The following is a 23,500-nucleotide window of genomic DNA, read 5'->3' as shown; positions in this document are numbered from 1 at the left end:
TCGTCACAAAACCTGCTCCTGCGGTTTGACAAGCGGCCGGGTGATCCGTAGTAACCGGGCCACATGCCCAGGTGGCGGAATTGGTAGACGCGCTGGCTTCAGGTGCCAGTGGCTTAACGGCCGTGAAGGTTCGAGTCCTTTCCTGGGCACCATCCCTTCCCAAGGGGCTGCTATCTCCAAATCGCAGGCGATTCGAGCCGCAGACCGGAGCACGGCGCTCAGGGCTGCGATGACACAGGTCCTCCTCACGCAGACTCCTCCAATCCCGTCCTTCGACGCGAGGACGCTGACGGATGTCCTTGCCGGCGGCGGGACCGATCGAACTGAAGAAGCTGGCTTTGCAAGCGCGGCCTGGTGAGCGCGACCGGCAAGCGTTGCGAGCCCGCAGCCGTGCCGCGGACATTGGGCAAACGATGCTGGAGGACTTGGGCCGCTGCACCCGCCACGTCTCGCCGGCATCCGCGCAGGCGCCCAAATCGACCTGCTTCCCAACGGCTTCGAAATTACAATGTCGTCCGTACGATTGGCTTGACGGGCGGAACACTTCGGTTCCAATCTGCGAGAACCTTGCGGCGATCCCGCACCGCTCTAGGTGCCGCGCGTGAACCGGTTTCTGGAAAAATATGCAGTTCGACTGCACCCCGTATCGCCAGAGGCATTCCTGCTTGCCGCTGTAGCCGTCAGTGTCAGCAGCGCAATCATGTTCGTTTTCGCCAAGGTTCTTGGCGCGAACGTCTATTTCGCCCCGTACATCCCCGCGGTATTGATCGTGAGCATGTTCGCGGGCGTGTACGCAGCGACATTCGCTGCCGTCGTGAGCGCCCTGGTCGTCTGGTGGATCTTCTTCCTGCCTCCCTCCGGCCTGGGCCAGTTCTCCATCAGCAATGTGAGCAATCTCGGCTTGTTCGCATTTGGTGCAGTGCTGATGATCTGGTTTGGGCATGTGTTTCGATCAGCGCTCAGTCGGGCCATTCTGCGCCAGAAGGAGAAGGAGCTCGTGGCCAACGAACTTCTCCACCGGGCCGGGAACACGTTGGCAGTCGTCTCCTCGATCGTGCGGGCGACGCTGAAGGACGATCCAGAGAGGGCGGACGTTATCGGCGGGCGGCTTCGGGCCGTATTGAAGGCGGACGAGCTGATCATAAGGTCTCATGAATACCCCGATCTGCGCGGCGTTCTGACAAGTGAGTTTCACCCCTACCAGATCGAGCAGCGGGTCGAGATGCACGGGGAGCGGCTCGAGCTGCCCGCCAAGGTCGCGCGTAACATGGCCTTGGTATTCCACGAGCTGACCACAAATGCGGTCAAGCACGGTTCGCTTTCGAATGAACGCGGCCGGCTTCGTATTTCCTGGGAACGGAAGGATGGAATGGTGACCGTGAATTGGATTGAGTTCGATGGGCCGCTGATTTCAGAGCCGAAAGCACTTGGACAAGGCAGTCGACTGATCCGCGCCGCCCTTGCCGAAGTGAATGGGTCCGTTACGAAGGAGTTTCGGGCGACCGGACTCTCCTGCCGGGTTTGCTTCGACGTCGGCCATTCCCAAGATGCATCTGACAGCGCAGGCTCAGGGCTGGCAACCAGAGACGCTGAGCGACCGGACGCAGCTCCAGCCTGAAGCATCGGCTGCCCTGCAGTGATGGCTTGCCGATAGTCCTCCCGATTGAGCGACCTTTGCCGGCCGGACAGACAGACGTTGCCCGTCGAACGCGCCGGGCAGTTCGACAGCATCAGGCTTTGCCTTTCAGGGCACCACGCGGCGCAGCTGACTGATTCTCTGGCCGCGAAGTCGGCAAGAGCGGCCGGGGGCCAACTCCGATTTACGTTTCAAACAGCTGCACGCCATCTTTCGCCGGTAAAGTCTCTGGATCCTTCGTTGCGGTGCTCGTCGCGATGAGGTCGTGGCAAGTGCTCGCATTCTCGCGGCGCGTGTCGCGTCCGAGCTTTGCTAAGACGTCACCCTCGGAAATCGAGGGCGCAGGGAAGGCCGGGTGCTGGCCGCACCCATGGCCCGCGTGCAACAAAAAGCATGCGGCAGAACCACAGGTACGTGCCGAACAACCGGCCTTCCCTGCGCGATGGTTTTAACGCTTATACGTACTCTCCCCGGGGACCGGCTCTCTTGCCCCCGTCGCTCGCAATGCTCGTCAAAGCGCATCACGAACTTGACGCCAGCACCGCGGCGCCAGGACCACACGACTTCACGTCCGCATCGATGCTGTTCGTCCGCTCGCGAATGCGCGCTGCAACACTGACACGTCCACCGCATCCCCCGCCCAACGTTCGTGACGATCGCGAAACGCCCCTCTTGGAAGAGCGCGGGACGCCGACAAAAATCGTCTTGATTTGCCCGACGACGCAACCTCGCATGCGTGCGACAAAGTAACCCGACGGGCAATTTGCAGATGGCTGACATGCATGTATGTGCGCCCGCGGGGTAGAGCGATCTGGGCGCAGGCCACGAATGCTCGGCCGCTTGTCATACGTCAGGTGTGAGCTGGCCCGAACCGAGCATTGTCGGCGCGCACATCACTTCCAGATTTTTGTGCCGCAGGAGCCTTGACCGGGCAGACGCCCGAGAACGCCGACCACAACCGCAAGCTGCGGACGATGGCGCACAAACGCGGCAGAGTTCTAACTGATTTGGCTGAACCGCGACCCAGCGACTGGAGCGAAAATTTACCTTTCTGGCCTACTTTCGGCAGCGGAAATCGGGGCTCGCCATGCTGAACCGCGTCACTGTCTCTGCGCTGCTAAAACTCGTCATGGGCGTCATGGCGGCGATCGTCGCCATCCTTCTGGCTTTGGGGGCATGGGATTCCTGGCAACGGCTCCGAGACGACGAGCGTGTTGCGGTGGTCGCGGACGCCTCGGCGCATGCCTTCCGCGCCATGCACAATCTGCGGACCGACCGGTCCACGACATTCCGGTCCCTGAATTCAGACGTTCCGATTGCGGCCGAGACCGAGGACTATCTTCGCGGCCTGCGCGACGGCGAGACGCCGGCGCTGAAGGCCGCGCTCGAAGTGTTGCCGCAGGCCGAATTCGAGGGCAAGGCGTCGCTACTGCCCGAATTGCAGCGACTGAGTCAGGACCTGTTCAAGCTGCAGACCGAAACCTGGGAGCAGATCCACCAGCCCAAGGCGTCGAGGCGACCGTCGCTCGCCAAGGAATATTTCGACAATAACGACGCCCTGATCGCCAACCTGGAAAAGATCTCGGCTTCGCTCGCAGCGGCGGTGAACCACCACGATCCGGTGGTCGACCAGCTGCTTGCGATCAAGCAGACCGGATGGCTCCTGCGCTACACCAAGGGCGACATCGCCATCATGCTGTCCAATGCGCTCAATAGCGGCAAGCTTTCACCGGACCAGCAGAAGGCCTATCTGAAGCTCATCGGCGGGACCGAGGCCGCGTGGTCTGCGCTGCAGCTTTCGGCGTCGGGCATGCAGCTGCCGCCAAGCCTCACCACCGCGTTTTCCGACGTCAAGGCCGCGTTTTTCGATCCGCAATTCCTGGCACTCTGCGATCGCATCGTGAATGCGCTGGCCACGGGAGAGAAGCCGGAAATAGCCGCGACGAGCTTCACGCCGCTGATCGTCGGACGCATGAGCAGCGCGGTGAAGCTTGCCGAAACGGCGCTCGACGAAGCCAAAGCCCACACCAAGGCGCAGATCGCCTATCAGCAGCGATCGCTGATTCTGCAACTGGTGCTGCTGGCGGGCGCGCTGACGCTGGCATTCGTGAGCATGGCGGCGGTCAGCCATCGCGTCATCAAGCCGCTGCACGACATCCGTGACTCCATGCTCAAAGTGGCTTCGGGCGATCTGGCCGTCGATATCGGTTACGCCGACCGGCATGACGAGATCGGTGCGCTTGCCGGCGCGCTGGAAACCTTCAAGCAGCAGGCCGAAGAAAAGGCGCGGATCGAAATGCAGGAGCAGGAGCGCAATGCTCATGCAACCGCGCGCCAACGCGCCGTCGAGTCCCATGTCGCCGAGTTCGAAACCACCATGCGCAACACGCTGAAGCAGCTCAGCGGCGCATCCGACCAGATGCGCAATACGTCGACCGAATTGTCCGAGGTCTCGCGCCATACCAACCAGAAGGTCGAGATCGCGCAGCAAGCCTCCGGCGACGCCTCGACCAGCGTCGAGAATGTCGCCGCCGCCGCCGAACAACTCAGCGCCTCGATCGGCGATATCAGCAAGCAGGCGGCGCATGCGGCCGGTATTGCCAGCCGTGCTGTCGATCAGGCCAGGCAGACCGATGGCACCGTGCAGGGGCTGGCGCAATCGGCGAGCCGGATCGGAGAGGTCGTCGGCCTGATCAACAGCATCGCGGCCCAGACCAACCTGCTGGCGCTCAATGCCACCATCGAGGCCGCGCGCGCGGGCGAGGCTGGCAAGGGCTTTGCCGTGGTCGCCTCCGAGGTGAAATCGCTGGCCAGCCAGACCGCGAAGGCGACGGACGAGATCTCCGAGCAGATCGCCGACATTCAGAAGGTCGCCAATGAGGCCATCGACGCCATCAAGGGCATCGGCAGCATCATCGGCGAGGTCAACGAGGTTGCAACCGCGATCGCCGCCGCCGTGCAGGAGCAGGGCGCAGCGACGCAGGAAATCACCCGGAGCACGCAGTTCGCCGCGCAAGGCACCAAGAACGTTTCCGAGAACATCACCGGCGTCAAATCGGACGCCGACGCCGCGGCGGCCGCGGCTCACAACGTCAAGCGCGCCTCGGAGATGCTTGAAAGCGAGAGCCAGCATCTCGGCGATCAGGTCAACGACTTCCTCAGCAGGATCCGGGCGGCGTAGGCGGCGGTGAAACTATCCTTCGCGCGGAATCAGAACCTGCCGCGGTCCGGGGCGGGAATGCCATGGAGCCGCTCGCGTTGGGTTTCAAGCCATACCAGCCGTTTCATCGCTGATTTTCTCAATGAGGCCGAGAGCTTCGCGTGCAGCGCGCGATATTTGGCGTAGCTGATGAACCTGTTCAGCTCGCTGAGGCTGAGCTTCGCGGCATCTGCCTCGGTCTCCGGCGCTCCTGATCGGTCACCCATTTTCCGAATCTCGATCGGCTTTAGCTGGACAGGGATAGACTGTAATCCCAATGTCCACACCGAGCTTTGCTATTCGCAGAAGTAAGTCGGAGCTGATTGTCGTGTCGAGCACGGGGTGCTCGTGTCCGCTTTCAAAGCCGTAGGAGAAGGTACGAGAGGTGCAGCTGTTCCAAAGCTCGCGCGCCGCATCCGGAAGCGCCTCGTGCACCATCCTGCATCCTCAATTGGGCCTTCGACATTGAGTTCGAGGGCGAGAAGAGATTGCTGCTCGTGCTTCTGATGCTGGAGCACAAAAACTCTTTCATCCAAATGATCGATGAGTGGGCTGAGATCCGAGTTCGATTTCAAGACCAGATCCAGATTCAGGAAATGCGGAAGTGACGCCATTTTATTCACGCTCGCCAATTTCGGTTCGGCGTCATGGATTGCTGCATTGTCCAGTGCGCCGCGCTTCGCGATCGACGATCACAGTCGGCCCCAGATCGCTTCGATCTCATCGTAGAGATGTTGATTGGCGGGACCCATGGACGCGCCAAGGATGGATCGGATGCCTCTGAAATATGAGCGGATGGCTTCAAGTTGCTGCACCGAGAAGCCATTCCAGAAGTCCGTCCACTCCGCACGGTCAGTGCGGCGCCTGCGTCCGGCCGGCAGCAGGCACTCGAGCGCCCAATCGAGATAGCCACTGTCGTCGAGCACGCCGAGCAGCAGCGATGGCAAATAATAGCGGAACGCGTCAGGATGCAGGTAGAGCTTGGCGAAGCAGGCAGGACCGATCATCGTCCAGTCATGCATCGTGACATCGACCCAGCGCCGGTGCGTAAGTCGTCTCTCAAGTTCTTCGGGTATGTCGCCGACCGGCCGTCCTCCGCCCTCAATCCAAAAAAAGCGGGGCAGGGGCTCCACCGGGAAGCTCGTCTTCAGAAGCTCGGCAAGCTGATCGGGTGCGGTCATGGACATCATTGCGAGCGCTTGCTGTCAGCGCGAACTCGTTCGTCGCGTTTCGAGAGCGTAGACCACACCAGTGCACAACATCATACCGGCGAGATGAAAATCCGAACGAAGCGGCTCGACTCGCGGCACGTGCGGGGTGAGCGCCACGCTGGCGCTGCTCAAGCACCTCTGACCCGCAGCAGCAGCTTCAGCGCCAGTTCGGCGCGGTGCAGCGGTTCGAGGCTGCGATAGGTGCGCGACAGCAGCAGCGCGCCTTCGAGCTGGCTGAGCACCAGGGTGGCGACCAGGTCGGCATCACCGGCCGACAGGCCGAAGCGGAACAGCCCGCGCTTGATCTCCAGCTCCCATTTCTGGAATGCGGTCCGGCTCGTCGCGCCCAGCGCCTCGGATTGCGCTGATGTCTCGAGCGCCGTGGTCGCGATCGGGCAGCCGTCTCGGTAATTCGATTTTTCCAGATCAGTCGCCATGCCCCTGATCACGCGAGTCAGGAACGCCTCGGCGTCCTCCGAGGACTCGGCCGCCTGAGCAATGGTCTTGCGGACGGTCTCGCCGGACTGCGTGAGCGCGGAGCAGCCGATCTCCTCCTTGCCCTTGGGGAAATGGAAATAGAGCGAACCCCGGGGCGATCCGGCGGCGGCCAGAATGTCCTGCAGGGCCGTGCCTTGATACCCTTGCCGGCGAAACAGCGCCGCCGCGGCGGCGAGTGTCTTTGCCTTTGAATCGGCCGCCTTTCCCATGCCTCAAGATATCCAATGCCGATAGGTATGTCGACCTACATAATATGTAGGTCAATCAGCATATTTCCGATATGTGCGTGATTCCAGTCATTTACGGGTCGTACCGTCAGGAGATTTGGAGCAGAAACAGGAAGCGGCAAAAACTGATAGGAACCTGAAATTCACCGCACTAGTGTCCGGTCCTTTAGCGACCTGACCTGTTGAGGCTTCCCCATGACCGTACGCCTGCATCGCGGCGACCTGCCTGATCTTTCCCGCTACACCTCGTCCGTCGCGATCGACACCGAGACCATGGGGCTCAATCCGCATCGCGACCGGCTCTGCGTGGTGCAGCTCTCGCCCGGCGACGGCTCGGCGGACGTGGTGCAGATCCCGCTGGGACATACGGATGCGCCGAACCTGAAGGCGCTGCTCGGCAATCCCGCTGTCACGAAGATCTTCCATTTCGCCCGCTTCGACATCGCGGCGCTCTATCACGCGTTCGGCGTGATGCCGCAGCCGCTCTACTGCACCAAGATCGCCTCGCGGCTGTCGCGCACCTACACCGACCGCCACGGCCTGAAGGACCTGGTGCGCGAGCTGCTCAACATCGACCTGTCGAAGCAGCAGCAATCGAGCGATTGGGGCGCCGATAGCTTGAGCGAGGCCCAGCTCGCTTATGCCGCCGCCGACGTGCTGCACCTGCATGCTCTGCGCGAGCGCCTCGATGCGATGCTGGCGCGCGAGGGACGGACCGCATTCGCGCAGGCCTGCTTCGATTTCCTGCCCACGCGCGCCCGGCTCGACCTGCAGGGGTTCGAGGCCGAGGACATCTTTGCCCATTCTTGAGGCAGGATTTCCAAGGCCGACATCCTTAAACTCTCGTAACCATCTGCCGGCGGGCGCAAATTTGGTCGTCTTTTCAGGCCATTTGAGCCGGCCCGCGACCGCCCTGGAATTCGCCGGTCTCAGTTCCCGGCTGTATTGCCGGCTGAGGCCATGTAAAATACCGGTTCGATCCTCGCCTTGGAGCCACGGTGAATTCGGTCCAGAACCCAGCCTATGATCCCGGGCTCGAAGCGCGCTTCGCGCTGGCTGCGCGGCACAGCCGGCTGGTCCGGGCCTTGCGGCTGGCGGTGCCGACTGCCGTGGGATTGGCGATGGCGCTCGTCATCGGCATCTCGCTCTTCAACCCGTTCCACATGGAGATCAAGACCGACAACCTCTCGGGCAATCTCGTCGTGTCGGGCAGCAAGATCACCATGGAAACGCCACATCTGACCGGCTTCACCCCGGACCAGCGGCCCTATGATCTCGTAGCCAAGACCGCGACCCAGGATCTGACCGATCCCGACCATGTCGAGCTCAAGATCCTGCGCGCCAAGGTGCTGATGGAGGACCATTCGACCGTGACGCTGGATGCCCGCACCGGCCTGTTCGACACCAAGCAGCAGGTGCTGGATCTGCACAAGGACATCCTGCTGACGACCTCGACCGGGTACGAAGCGCGGCTGAACTCTGCGCATGCCGACATGGCGAAGGGCACCGTGTCCTCGGACGAGCATGTCGACGTCAAGCTCACCAACGGCACGCTGACCGCCGACCGGCTGCGAATCACCGACAATGGCGATGTCATCCGCTTCGAGGGCCATGTGGTGATGAACCTGGTCAATCTCGACGGCGGCAATCCTGCGTCCGTGCAGAGCGAGGCTACCGCCGAGCCGGCGCCCGCTCCGCCGCCGCAACGGACGCGTCGGCCGAAGACAACTAATGCGAAGTGATTCATGACTGGACGATCCAACTCGCTATTCGCACGCGCGGGCCTCTCGCGCACGCTCGCTGCCTTGCTGCTGCTGTCGGCGGCGCATCACGTCGTGCATGCGCAGAGCTCGTCGACCGGCGTGCCGAACGCGCTGCAGGGCTTCTCGCAAAACCGCGACCAGCCGATCCAGATCGAGGCCGCCTCTCTGGAGATGCAGGACAAGAAGAAGGAAGCGACCTTCTCCGGCAATGTGAAGGTGACGCAGGGTGACACCACCATGACGTCGAAGACGCTGGTGGTGTTCTACGAAGGCGGCGGCTCCGGCGCTTCGGGCGCCAAGCCGGCGAAGGGCGCAACGATGCAGGCCGCGACGCCCGGGCCCGGCGGCTCGTCCTCCATCAAGCGGCTGGAGGCGCGCGGCAATGTCATGGTGACCCAGAAGGACCAGGTCGTCACCGGCGAGACGGCGGTGTTCGACCCCAAGACCAACCTGATCACGATGCAAGGCGGTGTGGTGCTCACCCAGTGCAAGAACGTGATGCGCGGCGACCGGCTGACTGTCGACATGACCACGGGCGTGTCGCGTGTGGAATCCGATAGCGGCCGCGGCGTGCAGGTGCTGTTGCCGCAGGGCAACGGCTCCGGCGGTGGGAGCGGTGGCGGTTGCGGCTCCGATGGTGCAAGCGCCAAGGGCGGCTCGCCGCTGCAGCTGCCGGGCGTCAATAAACCGAAATGACGTCAACGGCTTGCGATTTCGTCTCCGCCCTCCGTTGAACCCGTCGATGTCGCGTTCTATCTAGCGGACGGCAGCTTCCGCTTTCGCGCCGCAATGAGCTGCGAAGGGCGGAAGCCGAAACGATCGAGCATTGACGCTTAAGATCCAGCCCTGAGGTCGAAGGTGGTCCGGAGGGCAGGGGCATATCGGTTCGTTCACGGACGAGACGAGGACGAATCAAGGCTGCTGCGGCAGACGAGGGCACCTTCGAAAAGGCGTAAGCGAACGGGGATGGTGGACATATTCGGCAAGTTCGGTCGGCGTCCTGCCCAGCGCGGCCAGCGCGGATCGGGACGTGCGCGGGACGACATCACCGCGCTCGATGCGTCCATGGATGATCCCTTTGACGATCCTTTGGCGATGCTGGCGGAAACCGCGCGCGAGCAGCCACGCGAACAACTGAGTGAGCAGCCTCGGCCGCGCATCAATCCGCGCTCGCCGCAGAACACCGAGACCTTGCAGCGCAGGGCCAAGCCGAAGGCGAGCAATGCCGGTGGGCAGCAATTGCTGCGCCGACCGGGCTTCCTCGCCGTGCACAACATCGAAAAGAGCTTTGGCAGCCGCCAGGTGGTGCGCGGCGTCTCGATCTATGTCCGCCGCGGCGAGGCGGTCGGCCTGCTCGGGCCGAACGGCGCCGGCAAGACCACCGTGTTCTACATGATCACCGGGCTGATCAAGGCCGACCGCGGCGCCATCGAGCTCGACGGCCACGACGTCACGCGGCTGCCGATGTATCAACGCGCCCGGCTCGGCATCGGCTATCTGCCGCAGGAGGCCTCGATCTTTCGCGGCCTCACCGTGGAGCAGAATATCCGCGCCGTGCTCGAAGTGGTCGAGCCGTCGCGCAAGAAGCGCGAGCGCGAGCTCGATGCGCTCTTGGAGGAGTTCACCATCACGCGGCTGCGCAAATCGCCATCGATCGCGCTGTCCGGCGGCGAACGCCGCCGCGTCGAGATCGCCCGCGCGCTCGCCACCCGACCGAACTACATGCTGCTCGACGAGCCCTTTGCCGGCATCGACCCGATCGCGGTTGGCGACATTCAGCAGCTGGTGCGCCATCTCACCAATCGCGGCATCGGCGTGCTCATCACCGACCACAATGTGCGCGAGACGCTGGGCCTGACCGATCGCGCCTACATCGTCTATGCCGGCCAGATCCTGACCGAGGGCAGCCCGGAGGAGATCGTCGCCGATCCTGATGTGCGCCGGCTCTATCTCGGCGAGGAATTCAGGCTGTAGAGCGTTTTCAAGCGAAGTGGATACCGGTTCGCGTCAAGAAAGCGCGTCAAAGCAGAAGCCAGAAGCGTCTATTTCGGTACAGTCCGGATGCTTGTGATGCGCGGCGGTAACTAGGTCTGCTGCGCCGCGCCATACTCCGTTTTTCTTATTCGTCAACCCGTGTACATCGGGTCAGGACTGAGATAAGCAAGAATTGGACCATCTCTAGGGAACGTTCTTGCCTCCATGGCGCTGACGCAGAGATTAGAATTCCGCCAGTCGCAATCGCTGGTGATGACGCCGCAGCTGATGCAGGCGATCAAGCTGCTGCAGCTCTCCAATCTCGATCTCTCCACTTTCGTGGAAGAGGAGCTTGAACGGAATCCGTTGCTCGAGCGCGCCAGCGACGGGCCGGAGCCGCCTGTGGCCGGTGAGTCCGCCCCCGAGCGCGCCGAATACGCCGCATCCGAGGGCGGCGCCGGCGACGAGTTCAGTGACGGCGGCGGCGCCGAGAGCTTCGAGCCAAGCCAGGAAGACTGGATGAGTCGCGATCTCGGCAGCCGCACCGAGATCGAGCAGACCCTCGACACGGGCCTCGACAATGTGTTCTCCGAAGAGCCGGCGGAAGCCGCCGCCCGGAACGCCCAGGACGCGCCACCGAACACCTATACCGAATGGGGTGGCGGTGCCTCCAGCGACGAGGACTACAATCTCGAGGCCTTTGTCGCCGCCGAGACCACGCTATCGGATCATCTCGCCGAGCAGGCGGCGGTGGCCTTCGTCACGCCCGCCGACCGGCTGATCGCCCAGTATCTGATCGATCTCGTCGACGAGTCCGGCTATCTGCCGGCCGATCTCGGTCAGGTCGCCGAGCGGCTCGGTGCGGAAACGGAAGATGTCGATGCCGTAGTCGCGGTGCTGCAGACATTCGATCCGCCGGGAATCTGCGCGCGCAATTTGAGCGAATGCCTGGCGATCCAGCTCCGCGAGCTCGACCGCTACGATCCGGCGATGCGCTCGCTGGTCGAGCATCTCGACCTCTTGGCGAAGCGGGACTTCGCCGGCTTGCGCAAGCTCTGCGGCGTCGATGACGAGGATCTCGTCGACATGATCGGCGAGATCAAGCGGCTCGATCCGAAGCCGGGCCTGAAGTTCGGCACCACGCGCACGCAGACTATGGTGCCCGACGTCTATGTGCGGCCTGGTCCGGACGGCGGTTGGCTGGTCGAGCTCAACAGCGACACCTTGCCGCGCGTGCTGGTCAATCAGGTCTACTACACGGAGCTGTCGAAGACGATCCGCAAGGACGGCGACAAATCCTACTTCACCGACTGCCTGCAGAACGCGACCTGGCTGGTGCGCGCGCTCGATCAGCGCGCCCGCACCATCCTGAAAGTCGCGACCGAGATCGTGCGGCAGCAGGACGGCTTCTTCACCCACGGCGTCGCGCATCTGCGGCCGCTGAATCTGAAAGCGGTCGCGGACGCGATCCAGATGCATGAATCGACGGTGTCGCGCGTCACCGCCAACAAATACATGGCGACCAATCGCGGCACCTTCGAGCTGAAATATTTCTTCACCGCCTCGATCGCCTCCGCCGACGGCGGCGAGGCGCATTCCGCCGAAGCCGTGCGGCATCACATCAAGCAACTGATCGATGCCGAGGCGCCTAACGCGATCCTGTCCGACGACACCATCGTCGAACGGCTGCGTGCGTCCGGCATCGACATCGCCCGCCGCACCGTGGCGAAATACCGCGAGGCGATGCGGATACCATCATCGGTCCAGCGGCGGCGCGATAAGCAGAGCATGCTGGGCCATGCCCTCTCGACCTCGTCATCCAGCTCCGACCGATCCAGAGACACCGCCTCCGCCTGATTGCGTGCGGCCCAAATCGGAATAGTCTGCAGGTCCGGCCCACCTTCATCGAGGTAGCAAATGACCCTGAGGATTTCCGGAAAAAGCATCAGCGTCGGCGAGGCGCTGCGCGGCCGCGTCAACGAGCGCACCGAGGAGGTGCTGCGCAAATATTTCGACGGCAATTATTCGGGCCATATTACGGTTTCCAAGGATGGCTTCGGCTTCCGCACCGATTGCGCGCTGCATCTTGATTCGGGAATCACGCTGGAGGCGGAATCGAACGCCCAGGATGCCTATGCCAGCGCCGACCAGGCGCTGCTGATGATCGAGAAACGGCTGCGCCGCTACAAGAGCCGGCTCAAGGATCGCTCCGCCCGCAAGACTGCCGCGGCGTCCGCCGCGCTCGCCGGGCTGGACGCGCCAAGCTACGTCATCGAGGCGCCCGGCGAGGGCGAGGAGGAGGTCACCGGCTACAATCCCGTAATTATCGCAGAAGCAACCACGGCGTTGAAGCGGCTCTCGGTGTCGGAGGCCGTGCTGGAACTCGACCTGACGGGTGCGCCTTGCCTGGTATTCCAGCATGGCTCCAGCGGGCGGGTGAACATCATCTACCGCCGCGCCGATGGCAATATCGGGTGGGTCGATCCGCCCGCTGTAAAGGCCTGAATTTGCCTTCAGCCTGCCGCCTTGAGGATGTCATGGTCGGCTGGTCCTTGAGGCTACGATCTTAAGGATAGGTCGCAGGAAACATGCTTGCGGGAGTTGGCACCGCCGTTGCATTGGGGTAGAAGGCCCCCGCGTTGGACAGGGCCGTGCGGCCCGCGGCCTCACCTTCTTGACGCGGGTCTGTCCCGCCCTATCTCGCACACTGACGGTTCAAATCACCTCGGAACGCCCTATGCCGATTACCGATCTGGTCGCACCCGAGGCGATTCTCCCGGCTTTGAAGGTCAACAGCAAGAAGCAGGCGCTGCAGGAGCTGGCAGCGCGCGCCGCTGTCCTGACCGCGCAGAACGAGCGATCGATCTTCGAGGTTCTGCTGCAACGCGAGAAGCTTGGCACCACGGCCGTCGGCTATGGCGTTGCGATTCCGCACGGCAAGCTGCCGAAGCTGGAGAAGCTGTTCGGCCTGTTCGCGCGCCTGGAGCGGCCGATCGATTTCGAGGCGATGGACGGCCAGCCGGTCGACCTCGTGTTCCTGCTGCTGGCGCCCGAGGGCGCCGGCGCCGATCATCTCAAGGCGCTGGCGCGGATCGCGCGCCTGCTCCGCGACCAGGACGTCGCCAAGAAGCTGCGCGCCTCCCGCGATGCCCAGGCGATCTATTCGGTGCTGGCGCTGCCGCCGGCCTCCGCGGCCTGATTGAGCCGCGCGCTTTCCACCGTCACGGCAATAACCGCTCAAGATAGCGCACTGTCTTGGCACCGCCATGGATGCTGGCCTGTCCGATCTCGACAAAGCCGAGCGCAGCGTGGAAGGCATCCGAGGCCGGGTTGGGCGGGCTGATATTGACCTCGCAGACGATGCGCTCATGGCCCCTCTGCGATGCCGCCTCGATCAGCGCATCATAGAGTTGTCGCGCCAGTCCTCGCCCGCGCGCGTGCGATGCGACCACGATGCGGTCGACATAGAGGAAGCGGGGATAGCGCGCGCGAAACCAGCGGAAGTTCGGGCTGTCGTAAGCAGCGCTCTCGTCGAGCACGACCATGAATGCATCGACCTCGCCGATCCGCAAAGCCAGCCACGCTTGCGCCACGAGGCCCGCGAGGCCGGACGGCTCGAGCCATGATAGTTCGCTCGCATGCGCATTGTTGAGCGCGAGCAGGGCACTCCCGAGCGGCGTGTCCGACAGCGCATCGGCGAGCGTGAGGCGGTCGAGGCTGAGCTGATTCGAATTCATATCCAGCGCGGCAAAAAAATACGCGGGCGGCTCCGGAAGGATACCACCCGCGTATCATGAAATTCTCTGCGCTGCTCGGATCTCGGCCGCCGCGTCAGCAACTGCCGCGAGAGCCGCGCTTGACGCTTAGTGCACGCTCACGGCCTGGAGCTCGTGGCTCCACGCATTGGCGATCGCCGCTTCGCGGCTATCGGTGAGCATGATCGGCGTGCCGTCGGCGGCATGGAGCGCAAACAGCTTCAGGCCGGGCGCAATGCGCGGCGCCTGCGGGAAGAGATCGGGAACGTCCTCGGACCGGATCTGCTTGACATAGGCGATATGGCCCTCGCCCAGCGTCGCCAGCGATTCCAGCGAGACGTTCGATTCCGACGCGACGATACCTTCAGTCATGGTCTCGACTCCTTCTGAGACTTAAGCGGTCGAGTCCGCTACTCGTTCCATACGATCCATTATTCGTGTTCATTGATAGCGATTGTCTTAACGATACGCTCCGGCTCAGGCCGGATCAGATCGATCGACAAAAGCCCGTTCTTCAGGTCCGCGCCCTGCACCTGCATCCCCTCCGCCAGCACGAAAGTGCGCTGGAAGTGGCGCGCGGCGATGCCGCGATGGATGTATTGCCGAGCCTTGTCGTCCTGCTGACGGCCGCGGATCACGAGCTGGTTTTCCTCAATGGTGACATCGAGTTGATCGCGGGTAAAACCCGCCACCGCCAGCGTGATCCGTAAGCGCTCGGGCTGGCCATTGGTGCGCTCGAACCGCTCTATGTTGTAGGGCGGATAGCCGTCGGCACCCTTGACCACGCGGTCGAGCACACGCTCGATCTCGTCGAAGCCCAGCAGGAACGGACTGGAGAGCGATGGAACACGCGACATAGTTTACAAAGTCCTCTCGAAGCGACTTTGATGTTTCAGGGCCCTATTGGCACCCCTTGCACAGCAATATGGGCATCTCCCCGGCGCGTTCAAGCGCCGGACAGAGGCCGGAACGATCCATACCCGGAACAGGTTAAGGGTTGATGCGCCGTCGGCCATCGGCCGAGAACAGGTGCAGCCTCTCGCGCGGCGCGCAGGCGCGGATCCGCTCGCCGATGCCGGGGGCGGTATCGCCGGGCACGCGCACGATAATGTCGCCGACTGTGGCCGCAAGGCTCAAGCCGTCATCATCGGCATCGCGGCGTCGTGCCCCATAGACATAGCTTTCGGCGCCGACATGCTCGATCGCCTCGACCGAAAGCTCCAGCGCCACGCCGCCGGCGGGGGCGCTGTCCGCCACCTCGAAATGCTCCGGACGGATGCCAAGAATGCCGGCTTCGTCCATTGCCGGGCTGGCGCCGAGCTGCGCCTTGATGCCCGGCTCGTCTAGCTTGATCAGGTTCATTGGAGGAGCACCGATGAACGAGGCGACAAAGGTCGTGGCCGGCTTGTGATAGATCTCGAGCGGATTTCCAATCTGCTCGATCTGTCCGGCATTCATCACGACCAGGATATCGGCCAGCGTCATCGCCTCGAGCTGGTCATGAGTGACATAGATCGCCGTGGTCGCCAGCCGCCGCTGCAGCTTGCGGATCTCGACCCGCATTGCGATGCGCAGCTTGGCATCGAGATTGGACAGCGGCTCGTCAAACAGGAATACCTTCGGCTGGCGCACGATGGCGCGGCCCATGGCCACGCGCTGGCGCTGGCCGCCGGACAATTGCCGCGGCTTGCGCTGGAGCATCGCGCCGAGCTCGAGGATGCGCGCCGCTTCCTCGACGCGGGTCTTGATTTCGGCCTCGGCCATGCCGCGGTTGCGCAGCCCATAGGCCATGTTGTTGTACACGCTCATATGGGGGTAGAGCGCGTAATTCTGGAACACCATCGCGATGTCGCGATCGGCCGGCTCGACCTGGTTGACGATCCGGCCGCCGATGTCGATCTCACCAGAGGTGATCGTCTCCAGCCCTGCGACCATCCGCAGCAGCGTGGACTTGCCGCAGCCGGAGGGGCCGACCAGCACGCAGAATTGGCCGTCGCCGACCTCGAAATCGATGCCCTTGATGGCGTCGAATCCGCCTTGATAGGTCTTGCGGACGTTGCGGAGCGTGACATTAGCCATGGAAGATTCCAACGCGCAGCATGTGTTTGTTCGAGAGACGCGAATAGCGGATCGCGAATAGCAAATGGATCGCGCCAAGGACGTCCCTACTCGCTATTCGCCATTCCCTATTCGCCCTCCTCACTTTTCCGTCTCCACCAGTCCGCGCGTGAACAGTTTCTGCATGACGACGACGACGAAGACCGGCGGGAGCATCGCGAGCACGGCCGTCGCCATCACGATCGGCCATTCCGTCAGCGCGTCGGTGGTGGTGATCATCTTGCGGATGCCGATCTGGATCGTCTGCATGTCGTCGCGCGTCGTGATCAGCAGCGGCCAGAGATATTGATTCCAGCCGAGAATGAACAGGATCACGAACAGCGCCGCCATGTTGGTGCGCGACAGCGGCAACAGCGTATCCCAGAAGAAGCGGAGCGGCCCGGCGCCGTCGATGCGCGAGGCTTCCAGGAGCTCGTCCGGGACGGTCATGAAGAACTGCCGGAACAGCAGCGTCGCGGTCGCCGACGCAATCAAAGGCAGCGTCAGCCCGGCATAGCTATCGAGCAGATGCAGGTCGGCCGTGATCTTGTAGGTCGGGTAGATGCGCACTTCCACCGGCAGCATCAACGTGATGAAGATGACCCAGAAGATCGTCATCCGGAACGGAAAGCGGAAATAGACGATCGCATAGGCCGAGATGATCGAGATCGCGATCTTGCCGACCGCGACCAGCAGCGCCATCACCAGCGAGTTCAGGAGCATGGTGCCGACCGGCTCGCGGGTCGAGCCGCTCGTGCCGATGAAGATGGTCTGGTAGTAGGTTTGCAGGAAACGACCGCCTGGCAGCAGCGACATCTGCCCGTTCGCGATGACGGCATTGTCCTGCGTGGAGGCGATGAAGGCGAGATAGACCGGGAAGGCGACGATGGCGATCCCGATCCAGAGGATGACGTGCGCGACGTAACGCCGGATGCCCTCTTGCTCGACCATCAGTAGGTCACCTTGCGCTCGACGAAGCGGAACTGGATCGCCGTCAGCACGATGACGATGACCATCAGGATCACCGATTGCGCCGCCGAGGAGCCGAGATTGCCGCCGATCAGGCCCTCGGTATAGACCTTGTAGACCAGCGTGACCGTCGACGTGCCGGGGCCGCCGCGGGTCATCGTGTCGATGATGCCGAACGTATCGAAGAAGGCGTAGACGATGTTGACGACGAGCAGGAAGAAGATCGTCGGCGACAGCAGCGGAAAGATCACGGTCCAGAAGCGCCGCATCGGGCGGGCGCCATCGATCGCGGCCGCCTCGATCACGCTTTTCGGAATGCTCTGCAGTCCCGCAAGGAAGAACAGGAAATTATACGAGATCTGCTTCCAGGCGGCGGCGAGAATGATGAGCAGCGCCGCCTGATCGCCGTCGAGCAGCGGATTCCAGTCGATGCCCATGGCGCGCAGATAGCGCGCGAGCACGCCAAGCGAGGGGTGCAGCATGAAGATCCAGAGCACGCCGACCACGGGCGGCGCCACGGCATAGGGCCAGATGAGGAGCGTGCGATAGAGCGTGCCGCCGCGCAGCGGCTTGTCCGCCATGACCGCGAGCAGCAGCGCAAGCGACAGCGAGGAGAGCGCGATCGCGAATGAAAAGAAAAAGGTGCGGACGACCGTGGCGAAGTAATCGGCGTCGTGCAGCAGATCCAGATAGTTCTCAAACCAGACGAAGCTGGTCGAGAGGCCGAACGCGTCCTGCAGCAGGAAGGATTGCACCACCGCCTGGGCTGCCGGCCAATAGAAAAAGATCAGGACGATCGCGAGCTGCGGTGCAACCAGCGCGTAGGGCAACAGCTTTGACTGGAAGATGGCGTTCTTTTGCATGGCGATTGGAGCGGGCAGGCGCGAAGCCTCGCGGCCTGCCCGCTCACGGCCTCACTTCACGGCCGTTTTTTCGAACTGCCGCAGCATCTGGTTGCCGCGTTGGACGGCAGCGTCCAGCGCCTGCTTGGCAGTCTTCTTGCCGGCGAGCGCCTGCTCGATCTCCTCGGACCAGACGTCACGCAGCTGCACCATGTTGCCGAGCCGCAGCCCGCGCGAATTCTCGGTCGGCTCCTTGTTGGTGAGCTCCAAGAGCGGCGTCTCGAGATAGGGCTGGTCCTTGTAGAAGCCCTCCGCCTTGGCCTTCTCGTAGGCCGCCTTGGTGATCGGCAGATAGCCGGAAGCCTTGTGGATGTAGACCTGACGGTCGGTGTCCGAGAGGAAGGTCAGGAACTTGGCGACGCCCTTGTATTCCTCGGGCGTCTTGCCACCCATCACCCAGAGCGAAGCGCCACCGATAATGGAGTTCTGCGGGGCGCCCTTCACGTCGGGATAATAGGGCATCGGGGCGGCGGTGAAGTTGAACTTGGCCTGGGCCTTGACGTTGCCGAAGAACGACGACGAGGTCAGGTAGATCGGGCATTCGCCCGAGGTGAAACGACCCTCGCCGGTGTTGGTGCGCCCGGCATAGTCGTAGGTCTTGTCCTTCTGCAGGTCGACAAGGTTCTCCAGGTGCTTGACCTGCAGCGGCCCGTTGAACTCCAGCACGGTGTCGAAGCCGTCGAGGCCATTGGCCTTGCTGGCCAGCGGCACGTTATGCCAGGCGGAGAGCTGCTCGAGATTGACCCAGGTGACCCACGAGCCGGAGAAGCCGCAGGTGGAATAGCCGGCAGCCTTCAGCTTCTTCGCATCGTCGAACACTTCCGGCCAGGTCTTCGGAATCTCGGCAATGTTCGCCTTCTTCAACGCGTCGAGATTGATCCACATGACGGTCGAAGACGAATTGAAGGGGAACGACAGCATCTCGCCCTTCGAGGTCGAGTAGTAGCCGGTGATCGCCGGCAGGTAGCTGTTGGGATCGAATTTCTCTCCCGCCTCCTGCATCAGCTTGTAGACGGGCTTCACGGCGCCGGTCGCTGCCATCATGGTCGCGGTGCCGACCTCGAATACCTGCATGATGTGCGGCGCATTGCCGGCGCGGAAGGCCGCGATGCCGGCGTTCATCGTATCGGGGTAGTTGCCCTTGTAGGTCGGGACGACCTTGTAGTCGGTCTGCGAAGCGTTGAAGTCGTTGGCGAGCTTGACGATGACGTCATTATTCGCGCCCGTCATCGCGTGCCACCACTGGATCTCGGTCACGGCATGGGCCGGCGAGGCGGCCGCGAGCGCCAGAGCGGCTGCCGTCGCCGTGGCTGCGAAAAATTGTCGAAGTGACATCAAAAAATTCCTCCAGAGGTCGTCATCGCGTTGGGGCCGTTAGCAGCGGTGGATGACGATTATGTGAACTGTATAACCGGTGGGATCGTCAGGGGAAAGTGCTGTGCAAGGCATGCGGGAGAGGGTGGAAATCTCCCGTTGGACACGCCTCGCCATGCGCTCGCTGCGCTCTTCCGTAGCGCAGCGAGACGACAGGATGATTGCGCCATCTTGGGCTTGATTAGCGCCTGCGCTCGGTGCTGACGATTCCACCTTTGACCAAGGCATCGATGGCCTCGGTCGAATAGCCGAACTCGCCCAGCACCTCGCGGGCATGCTGGCTGTATTTCGGTGGGGTCGAGCGCAGGCTCGCCTTGGTTCGTTCGAGCCGGATCGGCGATGCGACGCCCTTGTACCAATCCTTCTCGATGATGTCGCCGCGATGCAGCGTATGTGCGTTGGTGAGCGCCTGGTCGATCTTCTGCACCGGGCCGGCCGGCAGACCCGCTCCAAGCAGCCGATCGCATAGCGGCTCGGCCTCGAACTCCTTGAACACGGCAGCGAGCTCGGCCCGCAGCGCCTCGCGGTTAGCGACACGATCCCTGTTGCGGGCAAAGCGCGGATCGGTGCCGAGCTCGGGCCGTCCGATTTCCTTAGCTAGCTTGCGGAAGGTGCCGTCATTGCCGACGCCGATGAAGATGTCGCAGGTCTTGGTCGGGAAGATCGCATAAGGCACGAGGTTCGGATGCTCGTTGCCGGTGAGCTGTGGCGGCTTGCCGTGCATGAAATAATTCGCCGTATGCGGATGCATGATGGCGAGACCGGTCTCGTACAGCGTCACTTCGAGAAACTGGCCCTCGCCGGAGCGCTGCCGCTCCGAGAGCGCCATCAGGATGCCGATCGCCGCATACAGCCCGGTGGTGATGTCGACCAGCGGCACGCCGATCCGCATCGGGCCGCTCTCCGGCGAGCCGGTCGCGGCGATCATGCCGGTCATGGCCTGGATGATGGCGTCATAGCCGGGATTGCCGCCGCGCGGGCCGTCAGCGCCGAAGCCGCAGATGCGGCAATGCACCAGCTTGGGAAATCTCGCGCGCAACGCGTCGCTGCCGACGCCCCATTTCTCCAGCGTGCCCGGCTTGAAATTCTCGATCAGCACATCGGCAGTCTCGAGCATCTTCAAGAGCACCTCGCGGCCGCCCTCGGAAGCAAGGTCAAGGCCGATCGAGCGCTTGTTGCGGTTGATGCCGACGAAATAGGCCGCGTCCTCCTCGTGGAAGGGAGGGCCCCAGTCACGCACCTCGTCGCCGGCCGGCGGCTCGACCTTGATCACGTCGGCGCCGTGGTCGGCGAGAATTTGGGTGCAATAGGGGCCGCCGAGCACGCGCGTCAGGTCGATCACGCGCAAGCCGGCCATCGCGCCGGGAGCAAAGGGAGGGGTCATCGATGGGTTCGCGAAGTTGTTATCAACTCGCGATCATAAAGCATTGCCGCGGCACCAGCGCAAATGCGCAGTGGCCGCAGCCACGTGCCGGTCGACGCATGCCGTGGGATGGAAAGAATCGCCCCTTTGCGGAAAAGAGTGAGTATGCGCACAGCTTACGACGCGCTCGCTGCAACCTCGCCCCGCTTGCGGGGAGAGGTCGGATTGCGAAGCAATCCGGGTGAGGGGCTACAGGTCCAGCAATTCACACCGATAGTGCGTCTGCCCCTCACCCCAACCCTCTCCCCGTGAAGAACGGGGAGAGGGAGCCTACCGCCCGCTTCGCGATGGCTCGCGAAACGTCGCTCGCCTCAGACCACGCTCAGCTTGACGTCGATATTGCCGCGGGTGGCGTTGGAGTAAGGGCATACCTGGTGCGCCTTCTCGACCAGCGCTTCCGCATCGGCCTTGGCGAGGCCCGGCAGCGACACCGCGAGCTCAACGGTGAGGCCGAAGCCGCCTTCGGAGCGCGGGCCGATGCCAACGGTCGAGGTGACGGATGTGTCGGCCGGCACCTTAGGGCCGCCCTGGGACGATACGAACTTCATGGCGCCGAGGAAACAGGCGGCATAGCCGGACGCGAACAGCTGCTCAGGATTGTTGCCGGTGCCGCCGGCACCGCCGAGTTCCTTCGGGGTGGCGAGCTTGACGCTGAATGCACCGTCAAGCGTTGCAGCCTGGCCGTCGCGGCCGCCGGTTGCCTTGGCGCTGGTCTTGTAGAGCACGTTCACGGACATGGGAGACTCCCGGGTAGCGGTTTCAATGCGGTGCATATTGCAAACAATTCGATTGTGCACAATCTATCTCCTGATCGAATTTTCGTGATCATTGCGGCGACTCGTGCCAAGCCGCGCGCAAGCTGGCCGATAGACATCCCGATGAGGTGAGCATGCCCAGAAAGTCCGCAGGCGACGCGCCGCTTCTGCTCGCAAACCAGCTCTGCTTTGCGATCTACTCGACGGCGCACGCGTTCAACCGCGTCTACAAGCCGCTGCTCGACCGGCTCGGCCTGACCTATCCGCAATATCTCGTGATGCTGGTGCTGTGGGAGCGCGACGGCTTATCCGTGAAAGAGATCGGCGAGCGCCTGTTTCTCGATTCGGGCACGCTGACGCCGCTCCTGAAGCGGCTCGAGGCCGCGCATCTGGTCAAGCGCACGCGCTCGGTGGCCGACGAGCGCCAGGTGCTGGTCGCGCTGACCGCGCAGGGCACGGGCCTGCGCGAGAAGGCCAAGGCCACCATTCCTCCGGCCATCCTCGACGCCACGGGCTGCTCGCTCGCCGAATTGTCGGCGCTGCAGCGGAGCCTGATCGCGCTGCGCGAGCGGCTGAACGAGGCGGCGGAGGGGTAGGGCTAATTAGGCCGGTCTTGTCAGCCGCTTCCTCGTGAAGGCTCGACCCGAGTGCGACTTGAGATAGGCCTCGAATGCAAGCGCCATCTGTTTATCCGGAAAGGCGCAGTACCAGATCAGTGTCCTGGGCATGTATTTCGAAGTGTGAGAAGAGCGCCCAGCGTTGTGGTCCGCAAACCGCTGTTTCAGGTCGGTGGTAGCGCCGATATATTCCTGGTCAGGAAAAGCAACGCTGCGGATGATGTAGACATACCACATCGGGTTTGCGCTCGTGGCGCGGCAATGAGTCAGAATATTCCAAGACTAAATGACCACGCTAGGAGCGTGCGAAGTCAAGATGGGAGAAGAGAAAGTCTAGCTTGCTGCGGCCCGGCTTCGCCAAGAGGCTTCGCCGGGCACCACGCTTCGCCCTTCGGGCTCCGACGTGGCTGCGCCACGCGTAGCCCGAAGGGCGAAGCGTGGTGGAGCCAGGCGGGATCGAACCGCCGACCTCTTGCATGCCATGCAAGCGCTCTCCCAGCTGAGCTATGGCCCCATTCAACGACCCGGCGGTCTGGGTGACGCGCCGGGGAGCACCGTGAACCACAGTTCGCGGATTATCTCAAGTGTCTTCTGTTAGGTATCTTCATCGCCTCCGACGTCGCCGATGATGTCGGTGACGTCTTCATCGCCTTCTTCCTCGTCGGCGATGAAGGTCGAATCATCGTCCTCGTCGTCGTCGAGGGTCTCGTCGATCTCGATGTCGTCCTCGGACTCCGGCACGACGGCCTTCACCTTGCCGGTGTTCTCCTCGGCATCGGCCTCCTCGAGGGAGACCAACTCCTCGTTCTCCATCGGCTCCTGCGCGGCGTCGGCGGCAGCGGTCGCCCGCGCGGCCTCGCCGCGGCTGGCGCGCGCCGGGGCCGCGGGGGCGATCGGCACCACCTCGCCGGTGTAGGGCGAGATCACCGGGTTCTTGTTGAGGTCATAGAACTTTTTGCCCGTCGTCGGGCAAATGCGTTTGGTTCCGAGCTCGGATTTGGCCACGTGCGGCGTCCTGGCAATGTCTGAAAAGCGGTGCTTCACTTGGCTAGTTGCTGCGCTGCTGTCAATAGCGCATCGCATGAGAATTCACGGGCCGT

24 protein-coding genes and 2 tRNA genes are annotated in these 23,500 nt (G+C 63.0%); 11 read left to right on the top strand and 15 right to left on the bottom strand.

Annotated features, from left to right (window positions below; all coding sequences use genetic code 11):
- Window positions 1-65: 65 nt before the first annotated feature.
- The 3 genes from P6U24_RS00665 (at window position 66) to P6U24_RS00655 (ending at window position 4,817) form a co-directional block, all read left to right on the top strand.
- Window positions 66-152: transfer RNA gene (locus P6U24_RS00665), tRNA-Leu, on the top strand.
- A gap of 449 nt (window positions 153-601) precedes the next feature.
- Window positions 602-1,618, top strand: coding sequence for an HWE histidine kinase domain-containing protein (locus tag P6U24_RS00660; protein WP_407157303.1), 1,017 nt, complete (start codon window positions 602-604; stop codon window positions 1,616-1,618).
- Window positions 1,619-2,723: 1,105 nt separating this feature from the next.
- Window positions 2,724-4,817 (top strand): methyl-accepting chemotaxis protein, encoded by a 2,094-nt coding sequence (locus P6U24_RS00655; RefSeq protein WP_407157302.1) that lies wholly within the window; start codon window positions 2,724-2,726, stop codon window positions 4,815-4,817.
- A 29-nt stretch (window positions 4,818-4,846) separates the two neighbouring features.
- On the opposite strand, the gene P6U24_RS00650 is transcribed toward P6U24_RS00655, so the two are convergent.
- The 3 genes from P6U24_RS00650 to P6U24_RS00640 all read right to left on the bottom strand — a co-directional run bounded on the left by P6U24_RS00650 (window position 4,847) and on the right by P6U24_RS00640 (window position 6,753).
- Window positions 4,847-5,062: a hypothetical protein gene (locus tag P6U24_RS00650; RefSeq protein WP_407157301.1), complete on the bottom strand. Its 216-nt coding sequence runs from the start codon at window positions 5,060-5,062 to the stop codon at window positions 4,847-4,849.
- A 465-nt stretch (window positions 5,063-5,527) separates the two neighbouring features.
- Complete coding sequence (locus tag P6U24_RS00645) at window positions 5,528-6,016, bottom strand: hypothetical protein (RefSeq protein WP_407157300.1); 489 nt, start codon at window positions 6,014-6,016, stop codon at window positions 5,528-5,530.
- 158 nt (window positions 6,017-6,174) lie between these two features.
- Window positions 6,175-6,753: a TetR/AcrR family transcriptional regulator gene (locus P6U24_RS00640; RefSeq protein ID WP_407157299.1), complete on the bottom strand. Its 579-nt coding sequence runs from the start codon at window positions 6,751-6,753 to the stop codon at window positions 6,175-6,177.
- A 213-nt stretch (window positions 6,754-6,966) separates the two neighbouring features.
- Here P6U24_RS00640 and P6U24_RS00635 point away from each other — a divergent pair, with 213 nt between their 5' ends.
- The 7 genes from P6U24_RS00635 (at window position 6,967) to ptsN (ending at window position 13,707) form a co-directional block, all read left to right on the top strand.
- On the top strand, window positions 6,967-7,581 hold the full coding sequence (locus P6U24_RS00635; protein ID WP_407157298.1) for a ribonuclease D: 615 nt from the start codon (window positions 6,967-6,969) through the stop codon (window positions 7,579-7,581).
- Between the two features lie 188 nt (window positions 7,582-7,769).
- Complete coding sequence (lptC, locus tag P6U24_RS00630) at window positions 7,770-8,513, top strand: LPS export ABC transporter periplasmic protein LptC (protein ID WP_407157297.1); 744 nt, start codon at window positions 7,770-7,772, stop codon at window positions 8,511-8,513.
- Between the two features lie 3 nt (window positions 8,514-8,516).
- The gene (locus P6U24_RS00625; RefSeq protein WP_407157296.1) at window positions 8,517-9,230 is read left to right on the top strand and encodes an LptA/OstA family protein; all 714 of its coding nucleotides are present in this window, start codon (window positions 8,517-8,519) and stop codon (window positions 9,228-9,230) included.
- 270 nt (window positions 9,231-9,500) lie between these two features.
- Entirely contained in the window at window positions 9,501-10,508 is a 1,008-nt protein-coding gene (lptB, locus tag P6U24_RS00620) for an LPS export ABC transporter ATP-binding protein (RefSeq protein ID WP_407157295.1), read from the top strand.
- 225 nt (window positions 10,509-10,733) lie between these two features.
- Window positions 10,734-12,365 carry an RNA polymerase factor sigma-54 gene (rpoN, locus tag P6U24_RS00615; RefSeq protein ID WP_407157294.1) on the top strand — a complete coding sequence of 544 codons (1,632 nt, stop codon included), beginning with the start codon at window positions 10,734-10,736 and terminating at the stop codon, window positions 12,363-12,365.
- Window positions 12,366-12,425: 60 nt separating this feature from the next.
- Entirely contained in the window at window positions 12,426-13,013 is a 588-nt protein-coding gene (gene hpf / locus P6U24_RS00610; RefSeq protein WP_407157293.1) for a ribosome hibernation-promoting factor, HPF/YfiA family, read from the top strand.
- Between the two features lie 232 nt (window positions 13,014-13,245).
- A complete protein-coding gene (ptsN, locus tag P6U24_RS00605; protein WP_407157292.1) occupies window positions 13,246-13,707 on the top strand; it encodes a PTS IIA-like nitrogen regulatory protein PtsN in 462 nt (153 codons plus the stop codon).
- Between the two features lie 22 nt (window positions 13,708-13,729).
- Here ptsN and P6U24_RS00600 read toward each other — a convergent pair whose 3' ends face one another.
- The 9 genes from P6U24_RS00600 to P6U24_RS00560 all read right to left on the bottom strand — a co-directional run bounded on the left by P6U24_RS00600 (window position 13,730) and on the right by P6U24_RS00560 (window position 21,765).
- The gene (locus tag P6U24_RS00600; protein WP_407157291.1) at window positions 13,730-14,245 is read right to left on the bottom strand and encodes a GNAT family N-acetyltransferase; all 516 of its coding nucleotides are present in this window, start codon (window positions 14,243-14,245) and stop codon (window positions 13,730-13,732) included.
- Between the two features lie 126 nt (window positions 14,246-14,371).
- A complete protein-coding gene (locus P6U24_RS00595) occupies window positions 14,372-14,635 on the bottom strand; it encodes a DUF1150 family protein (RefSeq protein ID WP_407157290.1) in 264 nt (87 codons plus the stop codon).
- A 59-nt stretch (window positions 14,636-14,694) separates the two neighbouring features.
- Window positions 14,695-15,120 (bottom strand): Hsp20 family protein, encoded by a 426-nt coding sequence (locus P6U24_RS00590; RefSeq protein ID WP_407157289.1) that lies wholly within the window; start codon window positions 15,118-15,120, stop codon window positions 14,695-14,697.
- Window positions 15,121-15,253: 133 nt separating this feature from the next.
- Complete coding sequence (locus P6U24_RS00585; RefSeq protein WP_407157288.1) at window positions 15,254-16,342, bottom strand: sn-glycerol-3-phosphate import ATP-binding protein UgpC; 1,089 nt, start codon at window positions 16,340-16,342, stop codon at window positions 15,254-15,256.
- Window positions 16,343-16,462: 120 nt separating this feature from the next.
- A complete protein-coding gene (ugpE, locus tag P6U24_RS00580) occupies window positions 16,463-17,311 on the bottom strand; it encodes a sn-glycerol-3-phosphate ABC transporter permease UgpE (protein WP_407157287.1) in 849 nt (282 codons plus the stop codon).
- Window positions 17,311-18,192 (bottom strand): sn-glycerol-3-phosphate ABC transporter permease UgpA, encoded by an 882-nt coding sequence (gene ugpA / locus P6U24_RS00575; protein ID WP_407157286.1) that lies wholly within the window; start codon window positions 18,190-18,192, stop codon window positions 17,311-17,313. Before ugpA ends, ugpE begins: the two co-directional genes overlap by 1 nt.
- A gap of 51 nt (window positions 18,193-18,243) precedes the next feature.
- Complete coding sequence (gene ugpB, locus P6U24_RS00570) at window positions 18,244-19,566, bottom strand: sn-glycerol-3-phosphate ABC transporter substrate-binding protein UgpB (RefSeq protein WP_407157285.1); 1,323 nt, start codon at window positions 19,564-19,566, stop codon at window positions 18,244-18,246.
- 220 nt (window positions 19,567-19,786) lie between these two features.
- Window positions 19,787-20,989 (bottom strand): CaiB/BaiF CoA transferase family protein, encoded by a 1,203-nt coding sequence (locus tag P6U24_RS00565; RefSeq protein WP_407157284.1) that lies wholly within the window; start codon window positions 20,987-20,989, stop codon window positions 19,787-19,789.
- Window positions 20,990-21,339: 350 nt separating this feature from the next.
- Window positions 21,340-21,765, bottom strand: a complete 426-nt coding sequence (locus P6U24_RS00560) for an organic hydroperoxide resistance protein (protein WP_407157283.1) — start codon at window positions 21,763-21,765, stop codon at window positions 21,340-21,342.
- Window positions 21,766-21,917: 152 nt separating this feature from the next.
- Here P6U24_RS00560 and P6U24_RS00555 point away from each other — a divergent pair, with 152 nt between their 5' ends.
- Window positions 21,918-22,379 carry a MarR family winged helix-turn-helix transcriptional regulator gene (locus P6U24_RS00555; protein WP_407157282.1) on the top strand — a complete coding sequence of 154 codons (462 nt, stop codon included), beginning with the start codon at window positions 21,918-21,920 and terminating at the stop codon, window positions 22,377-22,379.
- Between the two features lie 6 nt (window positions 22,380-22,385).
- Here P6U24_RS00555 and P6U24_RS00550 read toward each other — a convergent pair whose 3' ends face one another.
- The 3 genes from P6U24_RS00550 to P6U24_RS00540 all read right to left on the bottom strand — a co-directional run bounded on the left by P6U24_RS00550 (window position 22,386) and on the right by P6U24_RS00540 (window position 23,405).
- A complete protein-coding gene (locus P6U24_RS00550) occupies window positions 22,386-22,637 on the bottom strand; it encodes a GIY-YIG nuclease family protein (protein WP_407157281.1) in 252 nt (83 codons plus the stop codon).
- Window positions 22,638-22,838: 201 nt separating this feature from the next.
- Window positions 22,839-22,914, bottom strand: a tRNA-Ala gene (locus tag P6U24_RS00545).
- A gap of 80 nt (window positions 22,915-22,994) precedes the next feature.
- On the bottom strand, window positions 22,995-23,405 hold the full coding sequence (locus P6U24_RS00540; RefSeq protein ID WP_407157280.1) for a TIGR02300 family protein: 411 nt from the start codon (window positions 23,403-23,405) through the stop codon (window positions 22,995-22,997).
- Between the last annotated feature and the right edge of the window lie 95 nt (window positions 23,406-23,500).

Origin of the sequence: Bradyrhizobium sp. STM 3557 (assembly GCF_045571465.1) — a bacterium.
Classification (GTDB): domain Bacteria; phylum Pseudomonadota; class Alphaproteobacteria; order Rhizobiales; family Xanthobacteraceae; genus Bradyrhizobium.
The sequence above is the reverse complement of the archived record's forward strand: the minus strand, read 5'-3'. Positions and strand labels throughout refer to the sequence as shown.

Bases quoted from the DNA above. Each gene is read 5' to 3' on its own strand.
- P6U24_RS00625 (WP_407157296.1), top strand. From the start codon at position 8,517: ATGACTGGACGATCCAACTCGCTATTCGCACGCGCGGGCCTCTCGCGC.
- P6U24_RS00600 (WP_407157291.1), bottom strand. From the start codon at position 14,245: ATGAATTCGAATCAGCTCAGCCTCGACCGCCTCACGCTCGCCGATGCG.
- P6U24_RS00635 (WP_407157298.1), top strand. From the start codon at position 6,967: ATGACCGTACGCCTGCATCGCGGCGACCTGCCTGATCTTTCCCGCTAC.
- P6U24_RS00585 (WP_407157288.1), bottom strand. From the start codon at position 16,342: ATGGCTAATGTCACGCTCCGCAACGTCCGCAAGACCTATCAAGGCGGA.
- P6U24_RS00590 (WP_407157289.1), bottom strand. From the start codon at position 15,120: ATGTCGCGTGTTCCATCGCTCTCCAGTCCGTTCCTGCTGGGCTTCGAC.
- P6U24_RS00650 (WP_407157301.1), bottom strand. From the start codon at position 5,062: ATGGGTGACCGATCAGGAGCGCCGGAGACCGAGGCAGATGCCGCGAAG.
- P6U24_RS00565 (WP_407157284.1), bottom strand. From the start codon at position 20,989: ATGACCCCTCCCTTTGCTCCCGGCGCGATGGCCGGCTTGCGCGTGATC.
- P6U24_RS00645 (WP_407157300.1), bottom strand. From the start codon at position 6,016: ATGACCGCACCCGATCAGCTTGCCGAGCTTCTGAAGACGAGCTTCCCG.
- ugpB (WP_407157285.1), bottom strand. From the start codon at position 19,566: ATGTCACTTCGACAATTTTTCGCAGCCACGGCGACGGCAGCCGCTCTG.
- hpf (WP_407157293.1), top strand. From the start codon at position 12,426: ATGACCCTGAGGATTTCCGGAAAAAGCATCAGCGTCGGCGAGGCGCTG.
- P6U24_RS00655 (WP_407157302.1), top strand. From the start codon at position 2,724: ATGCTGAACCGCGTCACTGTCTCTGCGCTGCTAAAACTCGTCATGGGC.
- P6U24_RS00560 (WP_407157283.1), bottom strand. From the start codon at position 21,765: ATGTCCGTGAACGTGCTCTACAAGACCAGCGCCAAGGCAACCGGCGGC.
- ugpE (WP_407157287.1), bottom strand. From the start codon at position 17,311: ATGGTCGAGCAAGAGGGCATCCGGCGTTACGTCGCGCACGTCATCCTC.
- ugpA (WP_407157286.1), bottom strand. From the start codon at position 18,192: ATGCAAAAGAACGCCATCTTCCAGTCAAAGCTGTTGCCCTACGCGCTG.
- lptB (WP_407157295.1), top strand. From the start codon at position 9,501: ATGGTGGACATATTCGGCAAGTTCGGTCGGCGTCCTGCCCAGCGCGGC.
- P6U24_RS00555 (WP_407157282.1), top strand. From the start codon at position 21,918: ATGCCCAGAAAGTCCGCAGGCGACGCGCCGCTTCTGCTCGCAAACCAG.
- P6U24_RS00595 (WP_407157290.1), bottom strand. From the start codon at position 14,635: ATGACTGAAGGTATCGTCGCGTCGGAATCGAACGTCTCGCTGGAATCG.
- P6U24_RS00640 (WP_407157299.1), bottom strand. From the start codon at position 6,753: ATGGGAAAGGCGGCCGATTCAAAGGCAAAGACACTCGCCGCCGCGGCG.
- rpoN (WP_407157294.1), top strand. From the start codon at position 10,734: ATGGCGCTGACGCAGAGATTAGAATTCCGCCAGTCGCAATCGCTGGTG.
- ptsN (WP_407157292.1), top strand. From the start codon at position 13,246: ATGCCGATTACCGATCTGGTCGCACCCGAGGCGATTCTCCCGGCTTTG.
- P6U24_RS00550 (WP_407157281.1), bottom strand. From the start codon at position 22,637: ATGTGGTATGTCTACATCATCCGCAGCGTTGCTTTTCCTGACCAGGAA.